This is a genomic window from Gottfriedia luciferensis (genome assembly GCF_002156865.1).
GTDB lineage: Bacteria > Bacillota > Bacilli > Bacillales > Bacillaceae_G > Gottfriedia > Gottfriedia luciferensis.
In genome coordinates this window covers 1-14837 of record NZ_NCTA01000059.1, presented here as the reverse complement: position 1 = coordinate 14837, position 14837 = coordinate 1, and the positions used below count along the sequence as shown (strand labels likewise).

Below are 14837 nucleotides of genomic sequence, written 5' to 3'. Positions count from 1 at the left end.
TGAGACCCCGCAGGCTTGCCGAGGAGGCTCAGCTCACGCCCAACGGAAAGCGAGCACCCTGCAGTGGAAATCAACAGAACGCTTGCTTAATGACAAATAACAAATAAAAAAACAGGAATAGAAGAAATAATCTTAGTTTCCCCTTAAATCCTGCTTTTTCTATTTTTCAAGCTCTTCATATATATTCTCTTTTTCTCTTTGGTTTAGTGATAAAAAAGACACCTACAAAAAGAAAAATTATTAATCCGGCAATTAATAATGTATTTAAGGTTAATAATGTAGGTCGATCATACGATTTAGCAGCTAATAAATCCGTACTAAAAAGTTGTTTATTATTAGCCCACACCTCAACCTTACCAAGCTTTTGATTATTATTAATGCCATTCTTCTTATATTTCTCAGACAGTGTTTGCATCGGCTTCACTTTTATCTCGTAATGAGTATTCGGATTAAAAGCAGTTAAAAAAGATAAATCCTTACTTATTTTTGTTTGAATCTTATCATTTTTAATTGTCAGTTGCTTATTCCAATCACTCTCTTTTACCAAAGTTTTTTTATGGATTCTTGAAAATGCGTATGAATCCAATAACTTAATATCCTTTAAATATTGCGGTTTTGACGAGCGCAACAATATATTAATGATCGTTTGTCCATCTTTTTTATCAATTTCAATTAAAGTATTCCTTGCTGTATCTGTATACCCTGTTTTACCTGCGTAAAAATACGGATTTTTAAACATTTTTCCACGATTAAATATATAAACATTCTTTTGCATCGAAGTATTAATATGAGCATCCTTAGTCCCCATTGCTTTCATAATTAAGGGATATTTTAGTGCTTCTTTTGTGATCAAAGCTAAATCATGAGCTGTAGTATAATGATTTGGATTGTGCAATCCATTTGGATTCATAAAATTTGTATGAGTAGCACCTATTTTTTTAGCTTTCTCATTCATCATTTTTACAAAGTTATCCATATTGCCGCCAACTCTTTCACCAATTGCATAAGCTAAATCATTCGCGCTTAAGATCATCATTGTTTCTAATGCTGTATCTCGATCCAACACTTCTCCTTCAGAAAAAAGTATTTGTGAATTACTTTTCTCTTCTTGGATACTTCTTTTTGTCATTATGATTGAATCACCTTTCTTTAAATGATCCATCATAACAATAGCCGTCATAATCTTAGTTGTACTTGCAGGGAAATCAGTCTGATCTGCATTCTTATTATAGATAACTTCTCCAGTATCCGCTAACATGGTAATCGCTTTATCACTAAATAGATTTAACTCCTCAGCATGGACACGACCTTGTATGAATAAGCAGAAAGTAAACCAAATACAAAGACTAATTTTAAATATATTATAAAAAGTAAATCTCATCTTTAAACTCTAAATCTCCTTTAAGCTTTTTCTCTTAATTCTTAAGTACATTCATTTTAATGAATCGTACTTTTAGTTTCCATAAAAGAATAATGATATGGATTATACCTTTTCACGTAAAAATAACTTATTTATTCAGATTTAAAAACATTTTACAAATCGATAATGCTCCTATTATACCCTTTTCCTACATTGGTCTCAACTGCTCAAAATTTTACATTTTTCCCATTTAAAAATTAATTCGTTATTTATTTCCCGGAAAATCGACAGATTTATTCCTTTCTTAATTTTTCAATTTGTTTTAATCCTTCTCTTCTACTTAAAGGTGATAATTCAGTTTGATTAATAAAAAATTCTACAGCAATTGGATCGATATGTGAATATTCTCTTAATGCCCATCCTATCGCTTTTTGAATAAAAAATTCCTTGCTTTGTGACATTGATTTACAGTAACGAAATAACCGTTCTTGATCGGTATTCTCTTTAAATTTCATTTGAAATAATAATGCTACCCTGTTTAACCACATATTATGATCGTTTATCCACTTGTTGGCATATTCATCAATCAATTCTGGATACTTTAAAAAGTGAAAACTAATTAACCGACCAGCAATTGTATCAACTGTATCCCACCAAGACTTTTCAACGACTAATTGTTCATATAATTTTATTCGCTCAATTTCAGCTTTTTTATGCTGTCGGTCTAAAAAAGTTAGAGCAATGTATTGAAATTCTCTTTCTTTCAAATCCCATATATCTTGAATTGAATTTAAATTCGGTGGTTCTCCGTTTATCAACCTGAACTGCTTTAATAAATTATTTCGTTCTGGCGCCTTTATGCCTAGAAAAGAAAATTTATTTTGCATATAAGCCTCCATTGCTGGACGATTTTCATCATTTTGATGCTGTCGAAAAAAAACCATTAAATCTTTTGAATAAGTGTCCATCTCATACTCCTTACAATACTGTTTACTACATTATAATCATCCATCGGGAAGTAAGAAAAGTGATGAGACAAAATTGTGTTAATTTTTAGAAGATTAGTTTATGATAAATAAGTTAATATGAAAGGAGGATTTTATGCAACCAGCAGTAAATACAAAAGTTATTAATCAAACGACAATGTATCATATTCTATTTGCAATTAGTTTAGGCCATTTATTAAATGATTCAATGCAAGCTGTTGTACCAGCCATTTTTCCAATTTTAGAAAAAACAATGAATTTAACTTATACAGAAATTGGATTCATAGCCTTTGCATTAAATATGACCTCCTCTGTAATGCAGCCTGTCTTCGGAATTTTTTCAGATCGAAAGCCATCACCTTTTCTACTTCCGATTGGTATGACATCAAGTTTATTAGGTATGCTCTGCTTAGCATTTGCACCTAATCTATTAATTGTTTTATTCTCAGTCCTATTGATTGGTATAGGTTCTGCCATTTTCCATCCTGAGGGCTCTAAAGTAGCTTTTTTAGCTTCTGGATCAAAAAGAGGACTTTCACAAGCTATCTATCAAGTTGGTGGAAATACAGGTAACTCATTAGCTCCTGTATTTACTGCGTTAATCTTCGTCCCATTAGGACAAAAAGGAGCAGCTTGGTTTACGATTTTAGCCGGAATAGGGATTTGCGTTTTAATTTACGTATCAACATGGTATCGAAATAAGTTAAAAGAGAATCCATTTAAACTAAAAAATAAAGGTCAAACTTCAAATGAAGGCGTTAAAATCACAAATGCAGTTAAATTCGCCATACTATTATTAATTTTTATTACTTTTGCTCGTTCTTGGTACTCAGCCGGAATCGGTAACTATTACCAATTTTATTTAATTAAAAGCTATGGTTTATCGATTAAAAGCACTCAATTATATTTATTTATTTTTATGATTGCAGGTGTGATTGGTACATTTTTTGGAGGTACATTAGCAGATCGCTTTGGAAAACGAAATGTGATTTTATTGTCATTAGTCGGTACTTTCCCTTTAGCTATATTATTGCCTCACATTTCTTTATTGGCAGTCATACCAATTTTATTTTTAATTGGTATTATTAGCTCCAGTTCTTTCAGTGTAATTGTAGTTTACGCTCAAGAATTAGTTCCTGGTAAAGTTGGTTTAGTTAGTGGGCTAATTGTTGGTTTAGCATTTGGAATGGGTGCTTTAGGAGCTGTATTATTAGGCGTAATCGCTGACGCAACTAGCCTTAAATTCGTAATGAATTTATGTAGCTTCCTACCATTATTAGGTTTAGTAGCATTTATGCTTCCAAACGATAAGAGCAGGAAACAACAGGAATAGCAGGATATGCAGGCAGAAATGAAACCTTCTATTTTAGAAATACTATAAAAAAAAGCTCTTCGATTGATCGAAGAGCTTTTTTTATTACATACCCCAAATTAACGTCCAAAGAGTACCGAATACAATTGTTATAGCTATAAAAACCGCATAACCTAAATTGATATATAATACACTTTTATTTTCATCTTCATTCATATGCATGAATACGATTAATTGCAGACCACCCTGTAATAATGCAGTTACAATTAGAATAATTAATGAAACATTAAAAGGTAAATTTAAATAGTAAACACTTAAAGCTATGATTGTTAGAACAAGTGATTGGATGAAGCCAACCACTTGATGCTTAGGGAATAATGCGCTCATCCAATCAGTCCTTTCACATATACAAAGCTAAAGATGAAAATCCACACTACATCTAAGAAGTGCCAGTATAAAGAGTAAATAAATGTTTTATTTGCTGTTGTTTCTGTAATTCCCTCACGAGACGTTTGAATTAAGATTGCAATTCCCCATAACATACCGAATGTTACGTGAGCACCGTGAGTACCTAGTAATACAAATAATGCAGATAGAGCACCACTACTTTGGATTGTTGCACCTTCATGTACATAAGTAAAGAATTCTGTAATCTCTACTCCAAGGAAGACTGCACCTAATCCAAGCGTTAAGATAAGGAAGCTCATAAAAGCTTTTTTATGATTCAATTTAATCGCGTTAACTACTAAACCGATTGTAAAACTACTTGTTAATAAGGCAAATGTTTCGATCATTACACCTTTCATCTCAAATAATTCTTTTTGAGTAGGTGCTGATCCAGTATTATTTGCTAAAGTGAAATATACAGCAAATAATGTACCGAATAAAGCAATTTCCGCTCCTAAAAATATCCAGAAGCCTAGAATTCGATTAGAACTTTCTTCACCTAGACTATACAGAGGCTTGCTGTTCATAGTGATCACCTCGTAATTTTTTCTCTGTTTCAATAACTTCTTCTTTGTGAATATGGAAGCCATGATCGCGTTGGAATGAACGTGCAATTAAGCAAAGTGCAATTGGTACTGCACATACAATCATTGGAACCCACCATTCAAAAATTAAGAAGAAACCAAATGCCATAAATGCTGCACCTAAAATGAATGGTATACCACTATTACTTGGCATATGAATATCTTTGATTTCACCTTCAAGTAATGAAGTACCTTCTTTTTTACTTTTCCAGAATGGATCTAATGAATCAATTTTTGGAATTACTGCGAAATTATAAGGAGCAATTGGACTGCTTGTTGCCCATTCTAAAGTTCTTGCATTCCAAGGATCACCAGTTGTTTCTCTTGGTGCATAACGTACACTGTAATAAATATTGTAAACAAGTAAGACGAATCCGATTGCTAAACCTACTGCCCCAATTGAAGCGATTAAGTTTAATGGTCCGAACCCTGACTCTGCACTATAAGTATAAGTACGACGAGTCATACCTTTTAATCCTAATAAGAATAATGGGAAGAATGTTACATTAAAGCTAGTAATAATTGTCCAGAATGTAATCTTACCGATTTTTTCATCTAATTTGAAACCAAATACTTTAGGGAACCAGTAGTAGAAACCTGCAATTACTGCGAAAACAGTACCTGGGATTAATACGTAATGGAAGTGAGCAACTAAGAACATTGTATTATGATATTGATAGTCTGCACTTGCCATTGCTAGCATTACCCCTGTTACCCCACCGATTGTAAAGATTGGAATAAACGCTAGTGAATAAAGCATTGGAACAGTAAATTCGATTTTACCTTTCCTTAAAGTAAACAACCAGTTAAAGATTTTTACACCAGTTGGAATACTTATTGCCATTGTTGTAATACTAAAGAAACCATTTACTACTGCGCCTTGACCCATTGTATAGAAATGGTGAACCCAAACAACGAAACTTAATGCAGAAATGGCGATCATACTGACAACCATACTCTTATATCCGTATAAATTCTTTCTAGAGAAAGTTGAAATAATTTCACTATAAATACCGAAAGCAGGAAGAATAACGATGTATACTTCAGGATGTCCCCAAATCCAGAACAAGTTCGCCCAAAGCATATCATTACCGCCGTTGGCCATTGTAAAGAATTGAGTACCAAACTCGCGGTCAAACATCATTAATGCTAATGCTACTGTTAATACTGGGAAAGCAAATACGATAATTACGTTTGTAATTAAAATACTCCAAGTAAACATTGGCATTTTCATTAATTTCATACCTGGTGCGCGCATTTTTAAAATCGTAACGATAAAGTTAATACCTGTCATTAATGTACCTAGACCAGCTATCTGGAGTGAAATAGCATAATAGTTATTTCCTACTCCTGGACTGAACTCTTTACTTGCTAATGGGAAATAAGAAGTCCAACCAGCATCAGGAGATCCACCGATAACAAAGCTTAAGTTTAATAACATTGCACCTGCAAAGAATAACCAGAAACTAACTGCGTTTAAATATGGGAAAGCTACGTCACGTGCACCGATTTGTAATGGAATAACAATATTCATTAAACCAATAATGAAAGGCATTGCCATAAACAGAATCATAATTAGGCCGTGAGTTGTAAAAATTTCATTATAATGCTGTGCATCTAATATTTTTAAATCTGGACCTGCTAATTGTGCTCGCATTAATAACGCATCGACTCCACCACGGAAAAGCATTAATAATGCACACAGAATATACATAACACCAATTCGTTTATGGTCAACTGTAGTTAACCATTCTTTCCATAAATAACCCCATTTTTTAAATTTGGTTAAACCAATTACAATAGCAAGCGAAACAACAACGATACTTACCATTGCACCATAGATCATTGGTTCACCTGTTACAAAAAAGTGATCCCACTTGAAACCCATTATTTCATCCCCTCCATATTATCCATATCATGGTGATCAGATGAATCCTTCATAGAACCATGTTGATGTCCTGCATTATTACCTTCTGGAGCTGGTCTAAATTCTAAATGAGTTGAAGAATATGTTTTTCTACCTAAATGCTCAATTTTTAGTAATTTATTAAACTCTTTTTCAGTTAAAGCAGGAGCTGTTTGTTTAACATCATTTACCCAACCGTTAAAATCTTTTTGATTCATTGCCAGTACTTCAAATTCCATTCCAGCAAAACCTTTACCATTGAAGTTACTGTTTTTACCAATGAATGAGCCTTCATTTGATGCAACAAAATTAAGTTTAGTTACCATGTCACTCATTGCATATTTTTGTCCACCTAATTGTGGAATCCAAAAACTTGTAATTGGACCGAATGAATAAAGTTTGAATTCTACATTTCTATCTGTAGGAATATTCACGTAGTTTACTGTTTCAATACCTTGTTCTGGATATGAGAAATGCCATTTCCAGTTTGAAGAACTTGCATAAATAACTAAAGGTTTATCATTTTCATGTCCTTTAGGTACACTTTCTACCGCATTGGTTGTTTTAACTGTAACTACTGATAATACAGCAACAATAATAACAGGAATAACTGTCCAAATAATTTCAAGTGTTTTACTTCCCTCTTCGTGAGGAGGTTCGTAATCTTTAGGTAGTTTACTAGCACGATATTTATATAGAATGACAATATAAAGAATATAAACTACTAGTAAAACCCCTAACATCATCAACATTGAGAAGATAATCGTATCTGCTTGTGTTTTAGCAACAGGACCTTTTGGATCAAGAACTGCAATCTTGTCGCAAGCACCCATTACGATGGCAACCAGCATGATCATCATGCTCATTAGAAATTTTTTCATCTCATTCTTCCTTCCCTTAATGTAAGTAAAAAGTTCAAAAACGTTTTTAAAATTATTTCTTATTTAAGTATTTTTATAAATTGTCACCAAAATGACAAACAATGTCCACAGTTATAGTAAGATACTTTAATTAAAAAAACAAACAATTAATTACCTTTTTGAAAGGAAAAATTCACTGTTCACATTTTAGACATATTTCCAAATATCGATTTTTGCAGAAAACATATATATATCAACGTCAAAACCACTTTGTGCTCTTTTTCACGCGTTCACATTTTAGACAAATATTAGATTTTGTTAATTTTTTGTTCACACTTTTAAAAGTTTATTATTAGTAAATTAGTATAATAATTTCTGTGAATTTTCAAAAATCTATTCACATTTTGCACATAAAAAAAAAACGCAGAAAAATCTGCGTTAAATAACAGGGATATTAATTTTTTTTGAGAGAATAACGATTGTCCTAGCGTGTTCTTCTCTTCTTTAGGATTGGGGGGCTTGGATCGTATTCCACTTTTACTATTATTAGATTAACACAAATGAAAATGATTATCAATACCACTCGTTCTTTTTTTTCTCGATATGATCTCTTCTTTAAAGAATACTAGTCAACTTAAGCATAGTTTCTCCTACTCGAAATTTAATTAAAGATTATATTAATCCAATTAAAAACTGAGCGATTAAAGAAGGATTTTCAATGTTAGGAATATGTCCTGCTTTAAGATTGTGAATTGTCATGCCTCTTTCTTTTGCACGTTCGACTGATTGAAAAATCCCATAATAAAATGGATTTCGGTCTTTTTCAGTGCAATTTATGTAGGAAGTTTTAATATTATGTAATTCCTTATTTTTTAGGTAAAGCGGTGTAATAAAACATTTGTAAGGATGATCAGTTTGTCTACTATCATATCTATCCTCTTGAACTACGGGTAGTTTCCATCCATCACCTTTTGTATCAATTAATCTTTGAAGAAAATTTAAAATTTCTTCCGGAAATAGGTCAACAACTGCTTCTCCATCATTTAATAACATTGCATCTAAATAAATTACTTCATCTATTAAATTTGGAATTTGATCAACAACTCCTGAAGCCACAGCGCCACCAAAGCTATGACCAATTAAAACAACATGTTGCAAATTTTCATATTTTATTACGTTTACGATGTCTTCAATTGCTAGATTCAAATCAACGTCTTTGTTCGCTAAATGAGCTCTTTCTCCACAACCAGTCATTGTTGGTGCATAAACAATATGCCCTTCTTTTTCTAATAAGCTTTTTACTTCTTGCCAAGCCCAACCGCCTGAACTCATACCATGACAAATCACTATTGTTTTCATTCATTTCACCTTTTCACATTTTTTAGGTTATTTGACCCACTTTACAATTCATTTAATAGTATTCAATGGAAGGATGAAAAAATCCTACATTAAAAAGTTCAAAGCACCTCTCCTACCAAAGACTTTTGGTAAAGAAACAGAATTGGTTCCACTTGTCCTTTATCATGTTTTAATTTTAATACTCAACGCCAATTTATACTTTAATCAGTAAATAAGTTATAATTGATGAAAAAAAGGTGGGACAAAAATGCCACAACTATTAATTAAAGGAATATCAACAAATAATATTTGCCAAATCAGTAAACAGCTCATCGAAGAACTAGCCGAATTATGCGAATGTGGAACAGATAATTTTACAATTGATTGTATTCATTCAACTTCAATTTTTAATGGTGAAATTGTGGAAAGCTTTCCGTTTATTGAAGTAAGATGGTTTGAACGGGGAATTGAAACAAGAGATCGTTTTGCAGCAACCATTGATAAATACGTAAGTACATTAAATATCCCTGAATATGAAGTTGCATTTATTACATATGATGAAGAAAGCTATTATCTAAATGGAAAAAGATTTTCTTAATCATTTTAATATATCAATATAACAAAGGTTAGCGAATATGCTGGCCTTTATTTTTTTAAATTTTTCATATTTTTAGGTCATCTGTACCTATAGGTCACCGTCATTTCAGGTCATTCCAACTAGATGGACAAACATACAAACTAAAAAAAATAGTTAACTAACTAAGTACATGATTACTGAATTTGAATATTAGTATATTAATCGGACAAGTAGGAAGCAAAAAAAATACTACCGATTAGAGAAAGGTGAATAAAAATGAATTTTGAAATTGTAATGGCTGCATGTGTTTTTGTTATGACGATGGCTGTTATATTTTGGAGACCAAAAGGAATTCACGAAGCTTGGCCTGCTGCAATTGGAGCAGGTGTAATCCTAATTACTGGTATTGTAAGTCGAACTGACCTACTTGATATTATTAGTAAAATAGGAGGAGCCTCCATAACAATTATTGCTACTATTGTTATGGCAGTTATTTTAGAAAGTTTTGGTTTTTTCCATTGGTCTGCTGCTCGATTAGTTACTTTAGCAAAAGGTTCAGGCTATCGTTTATATTGGTATATCCAATTATTGTGCTTTTTGATGACCTTACTATTTAATAACGATGGCAGTATCTTAATTACAACTCCAATCTTAATCCTACTATTAAAAAACCTTCGACTTAAACCACACCAACAGATTCCATATTTATTATCCGGAGCGCTTATTGCAACAGCTTCTAGCGCACCGATTGGAGTAAGTAATATTGTAAACTTAATTGCTTTAAAAATTGTGCATATGACTCTTTATATGCATACTGCGATGATGTTTGTACCAGCAACTTTAGGTTTATTATTTATGTCTTGTATCATGTACTTGGTACTAAAAAATAAATTACCCGAAAAGTTACCTATTTCAACAGATGACATTGAAGAATCGTTCTTTATAAAAAACTTCCACCCTTTAAAAACAAAAATATCAGTTGAAACAAAAAAGAAACGTACAAGATTTATGTTAAAAGTACTTGCTTTCGTATTCCTAATGAGATGTTTAATATTTGTAGCATCCTTCCTTTCAATCCCAATTGAATTCGTTGCTGTTCTTGGCTCCCTCATTTTATTGATTTGGAGATGGTACCATTTACGAACAAATCCAGTCGATATTTTAAAAAAGACACCATGGCAAATCTTAATCTTTGCATTTTCAATGTACGTTATTATTTACGGGCTTCATAATGCTGGATTAACTGAGTTTTTAGTAAAAGTTTGTGAACCTATTGTAAATCAAGGTTTATTCCAAGCAAGCTTTATTATGGGTGGGCTAGTGACTGTTTTATCAAATCTCTTTAATAACCATCCCGCTCTAATGATTGGAACGATAACATTAACGGAGATGGGCTTAGATCCTATCACTTTAAAAACAATTTATCTTGCCAATATCATCGGAAGTGATATGGGTTCTTTACTTTTACCGATAGGTACACTTGCTTCCTTAATTTGGATGCACATCTTAAAACAAAACAAAATTAAAGTAAAATGGAAAGATTATTTAAGTGTCACAATAATTGTTATCCCTTTAACAACTTTATTTACTCTATTTCTTTTATACTATTGGGTACAATTAGTCTTTGCACATTAATTAATTGCTTTAACCTTTAGGAGGAGATTAAAGTGAGTGATGTTTCATCATTGCTTGGAGAACAAGTTTCAGTAAAGTTTTCCGGAGATGTAATTTTTGAAGGAATTCTGACTGATTTAGGACAAGATATTTTAGTACTGTTTAACGGTATAAAATATTACTATATCCCTTGGATGCATATCCATATGGTTTATCAAAACAACGAATTAAAAGAAAAAATAAAGAATCCACTTCAGCCATCTATAACGCAAGAAATGGAGACAATCTCTTATCGAAAAATTTTATCAAATGCAAAAGGGATATTTTCCGAAATCTATGTAACAGGTAATATAACGTTTCATGGCTATATAATGAACGTTATGAGTGACTATCTGGTTTTTTACTCCCCTGTATTTCATACAATGTATATTTCTTTATCACATTTAAAATGGATAACACCTTATAACCATAAAGTGATCCCTTATAATTTAAGTGATGAGAGTCTAGTCATCCATCCATTTAATAACCCCTTGCTCAGATCATTGGAAAGTCAGCTAAAAAAAGAAGTTGGAAAGCTTGTGATTTTCGACGGTGGAACAGATCCAATGAAAATTGGTCTTTTAAATAAAGTTGAAAACAACCAACTAGAACTTTCCGTCGCAAGTGGAGAAAATGTTTATTTAAAACTAGGTCATATTAAATCAGTGCATTTACCATAACTTGAATTAACCTTTAATATGATTTGTAATTAAAGGTTTTTTTTTGTAAATTTTAAGCCCCAAGAATTTTCTTGGGGCTTAAAACTATAAAACTTCCTATTTATTATTCTTCTAATCTTTATTAACGGTAATCGATCCATTTCTAGTCATTAAATTCAAGTGATATTGGCCATTTCCAACAGCCGCTTGATTCGAACGATTTTCTTCTTTATTTCTAGTTTTCCAGCCTATATTCCCATTAAAACTACCATCATTTGTTGCGGCATTAATTGTAATGTTATTATCATTTAATAAGTCGATTTGTAGTTCCCCGTCATCAGAACTTACTTTACTGTCGCCTATTAATAATGCATCTTCTAAATTGATTGAACCATTATTTGTTTTTGCGTTAAGTGCTCCTTTATAATCACGCAAGTTAATCTCACCATCATTCGAAGTAATCTCACTTTTACCTTCCATTTTTGCATGGATCATCGTAATGCTACCTTGACTTGTATTTGCATTTAGAAAGCCAGAGATATTTTTGATTGTGATTTCCCCATCATTTGATTCAATTTCACTGTCATTTTTTAAAGTTGCATTCGTTAAGCTAATTGAACCGTTTTTAGTTTTTGCACTTAAATATCCAGTTATATTCTCAATATTTATTTGACCATCATTTGAATTAATAACTGTCTGATTCTCTTTGTTCGATACATCAATAGAACCATTATCTACTTTAATATTTGTTAGAATACTTTTTGGTAATTCAATATTTAATTCTGCTTTTTCATTATCAAAATGGAAGAACTGATTATCATCACCATTTAACTCTACAATCAGTTTATCTCCAACCGTTTTTACCGAATAATAATCCTTTAATTTCACACTGTTGTTTTTATGATCATCTGGTATTCTGATCGTACCATTAACTTTTAACGAGTTGGAGTCGGTTCCATTTACATTTATTTCGCCATCGTTCGCTTGAATGACAATTTCTTTTATTGATGAAGAAATCGTTTGATGATCATTTATATCAACTCTTTTCGTTTGAAACGTATAACCGATTTCTTTAATAAACAGATGACTAACACTAAAAATAATTGAAACAACCATCATTATAATTAGTAAGAAGATACTAAACCCATGAAAACGAAGAGAGTCTTCCTTTCTAACTAAATGAAAAAATAGGATTTCAATACCTAATAAAATACAAGCAATAGGCCAAGAATTAATAAGAAGCTTTGCATAAGGTATTGAAATAAAATTTTGAAGAAACCATAGTAAACCAATTGCAATTAATATGATTCCCGCTGTTATCGAACCAACCTTCCAATTTCTCATATCTCTTTCTTCGACTTTCCAGTTAATAATTTAATACCAAGTACAACAAATACAACACTAATTAATAAATTTTGCACTAAGTTATAGTCGATAAAAATATTGTAATGTCTCACTAGATAATCAGAAGCGTTTTCTAATAATGATAAACAACCAAAACCAATTAAAATCCAACCAATAAAAAATTTATTAACCTTAAATTGGTGGTTCAGTAAAGGCTCATCTACTAATTCAATATCCTCACGATATTTACTATGATATTGTAGAGCATCAAAATAGCTATAAAAAACAATTACAGGTATAAAAAAACCGAAACTTGAAACGATATGAGTTAAAAAAACTGTTCCAAAAAACAATAGCATAAATTGTAAGCCACGACTCATTAAGCCTAAGTAAAAGTGACCAAGCCCAGGTAAAATTGATAATAAATAAACTAATTTTTTTCTTTTTTTCAATGTTTGTTCCTCCATTATTTTTTATTTCCTTTCAGTATTTTTGGAATTGGAATTGATATCGTAATTTTTTCACTTTTTTCAATTAATGATGAAGTTTGGTCAATTGTTTGTACAACATGACGATTAGAGTTCGATATTCGCTCTGTTAATTGAAATTGGAAAAATAAAAATGTTGCTGCAGCAGCTAAAACTAAATGTAGAAAGCGAATTTTTTTCGAATTAAAACGTTTAGTCTTTTCTATGTGATCTTTTTTCTTAACTTGAATTGAATCAGTTTGTTCCAAAATTTCATTAACAAAGTCATCTGTAAAACTGAAATTTTGCGGGTTCATCCATACTTCATCTAGTTCTATAAGAAGCTCAAGTTCAGCTTGACATGAAGCACAACCGTTTAAATGTTGTTCAAGCAAAAGAGATTCTTTATTTGAAAGTTTATTTTGTTGATAAGAAACTAATTGATCAGACGTTAAATGTTTCAAATGATCCCTCCTTTATGCTTGTCTTTTAATAATCGTTTGGCTCGATATAAACGTGATTCTACAGTTTTCACGGCTACATTTAATTTTAGAGCGATCTCTCCATAAGTAAGTTCCTCAAAATAATATAACTTCAACACATCGCTATATGCTGGTGGCAATTCTATTAAATACGAATGAATAAGTTCTTTATCTATATTTTTTAGTAAAGCTTCTTCTGGTGATAAGATATTTTTTCCAGGTATAGTAGCGTTTAACTCACCTGTTTCATGTTCTTGTAGCCTTACTTGCTTTCGTTTAAAATCGATTGCTTTGTTCATTGTTATTCGATAGATCCATGTTGCAAAAGTTGATTCCCCACTAAAGTTTTCGAGAGAACGATACAATTGGAGAAAGACTTCCTGCGAAATATCTTCAGCATCTTTTTGGTTAGTAGAAACTTTTAATGCTACTGCAAATACTTTAGATTGATATCTTAAAATTAACTCTTTAAATTGTTGTTTATTCCCGTTTAATATATTTTTTACTAATTGCTCATCCGACTCCATTGCATCACCTCTTTTCCTCTTCCATAACTTTAGACGATCATCATTTAAAAAACCCTGCAAAAAATTTATATTTTTTTTAAAACTTTTATATTTAACTATTTTTCCCTGTTCTTACAATAAATTATAATGGTAAATTATCTAATCTTTTAACGTAAGTTAGATAGATTAATCAACAAGGCGATACCCGTGAAAGGTTAATCTTTTTGGGTTTTCATTTTTAATCGACATGAAAAAAACTTGTTTGATTAAACAAGTTTTTACACGCTTTGAAAAATAATCTTGTCAAATAATTGCTAAACTTTCGTAAAGGAAGTTGAGTGATGTTCATTTCCACT

At 31.5% G+C, this 14837-nt stretch carries 15 protein-coding genes; 4 read left to right on the top strand and 11 right to left on the bottom strand.

The annotated features are described in order from the left end of the window. Window positions 1-175 precede the first annotated feature (175 nt). Window positions 176-1381: a D-alanyl-D-alanine carboxypeptidase family protein gene (locus tag B7R67_RS20470; protein ID WP_088072844.1), complete on the bottom strand. Its 1206-nt coding sequence runs from the start codon at window positions 1379-1381 to the stop codon at window positions 176-178. A 272-nt stretch (window positions 1382-1653) separates the two neighbouring features. Further along, complete coding sequence (locus B7R67_RS20465; protein ID WP_088072843.1) at window positions 1654-2328, bottom strand: DNA alkylation repair protein; 675 nt, start codon at window positions 2326-2328, stop codon at window positions 1654-1656. 133 nt (window positions 2329-2461) lie between these two features. On the opposite strand from B7R67_RS20465, the gene B7R67_RS20460 reads away from it, so the two are divergent. Further along, entirely contained in the window at window positions 2462-3679 is a 1218-nt protein-coding gene (locus B7R67_RS20460; protein ID WP_088072842.1) for an MFS transporter, read from the top strand. An 84-nt stretch (window positions 3680-3763) separates the two neighbouring features. On the opposite strand, the gene qoxD is transcribed toward B7R67_RS20460, so the two are convergent. The 5 genes from qoxD to B7R67_RS20435 all read right to left on the bottom strand — a co-directional run bounded on the left by qoxD (window position 3764) and on the right by B7R67_RS20435 (window position 8814). Continuing rightward, the gene (gene qoxD / locus B7R67_RS20455) at window positions 3764-4045 is read right to left on the bottom strand and encodes a cytochrome aa3 quinol oxidase subunit IV (RefSeq protein ID WP_088072841.1); all 282 of its coding nucleotides are present in this window, start codon (window positions 4043-4045) and stop codon (window positions 3764-3766) included. Beyond that, entirely contained in the window at window positions 4042-4632 is a 591-nt protein-coding gene (locus B7R67_RS20450; protein WP_088072840.1) for a cytochrome c oxidase subunit 3, read from the bottom strand. Before B7R67_RS20450 ends, qoxD begins: the two co-directional genes overlap by 4 nt. After that, window positions 4610-6577: a cytochrome aa3 quinol oxidase subunit I gene (gene qoxB, locus B7R67_RS20445; RefSeq protein WP_088072839.1), complete on the bottom strand. Its 1968-nt coding sequence runs from the start codon at window positions 6575-6577 to the stop codon at window positions 4610-4612. Before qoxB ends, B7R67_RS20450 begins: the two co-directional genes overlap by 23 nt. Beyond that, window positions 6577-7476, bottom strand: a complete 900-nt coding sequence (gene qoxA / locus B7R67_RS20440) for a cytochrome aa3 quinol oxidase subunit II (RefSeq protein WP_088072838.1) — start codon at window positions 7474-7476, stop codon at window positions 6577-6579. Before qoxA ends, qoxB begins: the two co-directional genes overlap by 1 nt. A gap of 651 nt (window positions 7477-8127) precedes the next feature. Further along, entirely contained in the window at window positions 8128-8814 is a 687-nt protein-coding gene (locus tag B7R67_RS20435; protein WP_088072837.1) for an alpha/beta hydrolase, read from the bottom strand. 247 nt (window positions 8815-9061) lie between these two features. Between B7R67_RS20435 and B7R67_RS20430 the strand changes: the two genes are divergently transcribed. The 3 genes from B7R67_RS20430 to B7R67_RS20420 all read left to right on the top strand — a co-directional run bounded on the left by B7R67_RS20430 (window position 9062) and on the right by B7R67_RS20420 (window position 11703). Beyond that, complete coding sequence (locus B7R67_RS20430; RefSeq protein WP_088072836.1) at window positions 9062-9391, top strand: DUF1904 family protein; 330 nt, start codon at window positions 9062-9064, stop codon at window positions 9389-9391. A gap of 255 nt (window positions 9392-9646) precedes the next feature. Next, window positions 9647-11005 carry an arsenic transporter gene (locus tag B7R67_RS20425; protein ID WP_088072835.1) on the top strand — a complete coding sequence of 453 codons (1359 nt, stop codon included), beginning with the start codon at window positions 9647-9649 and terminating at the stop codon, window positions 11003-11005. A gap of 32 nt (window positions 11006-11037) precedes the next feature. Further along, window positions 11038-11703, top strand: a complete 666-nt coding sequence (locus B7R67_RS20420; RefSeq protein WP_088072834.1) for a DUF2642 domain-containing protein — start codon at window positions 11038-11040, stop codon at window positions 11701-11703. 111 nt (window positions 11704-11814) lie between these two features. On the opposite strand, the gene B7R67_RS20415 is transcribed toward B7R67_RS20420, so the two are convergent. Genes B7R67_RS20415 through B7R67_RS20400 form a run of 4 tightly spaced genes read right to left on the bottom strand, consistent with a single transcriptional unit; the run spans window position 11815 to window position 14502 of the window. Beyond that, a complete protein-coding gene (locus tag B7R67_RS20415; protein ID WP_088072833.1) occupies window positions 11815-13026 on the bottom strand; it encodes a DUF4097 family beta strand repeat-containing protein in 1212 nt (403 codons plus the stop codon). Next, on the bottom strand, window positions 13023-13478 hold the full coding sequence (locus B7R67_RS20410) for a hypothetical protein (protein WP_142289599.1): 456 nt from the start codon (window positions 13476-13478) through the stop codon (window positions 13023-13025). The genes B7R67_RS20415 and B7R67_RS20410 overlap by 4 nt, the downstream gene beginning before the upstream one ends. Window positions 13479-13492: 14 nt before the next feature. Further along, a complete protein-coding gene (locus B7R67_RS20405) occupies window positions 13493-13957 on the bottom strand; it encodes a hypothetical protein (protein ID WP_088072831.1) in 465 nt (154 codons plus the stop codon). Next, window positions 13954-14502 (bottom strand): RNA polymerase sigma factor, encoded by a 549-nt coding sequence (locus B7R67_RS20400; protein ID WP_088072830.1) that lies wholly within the window; start codon window positions 14500-14502, stop codon window positions 13954-13956. Before B7R67_RS20400 ends, B7R67_RS20405 begins: the two co-directional genes overlap by 4 nt. Window positions 14503-14837 lie beyond the last annotated feature (335 nt).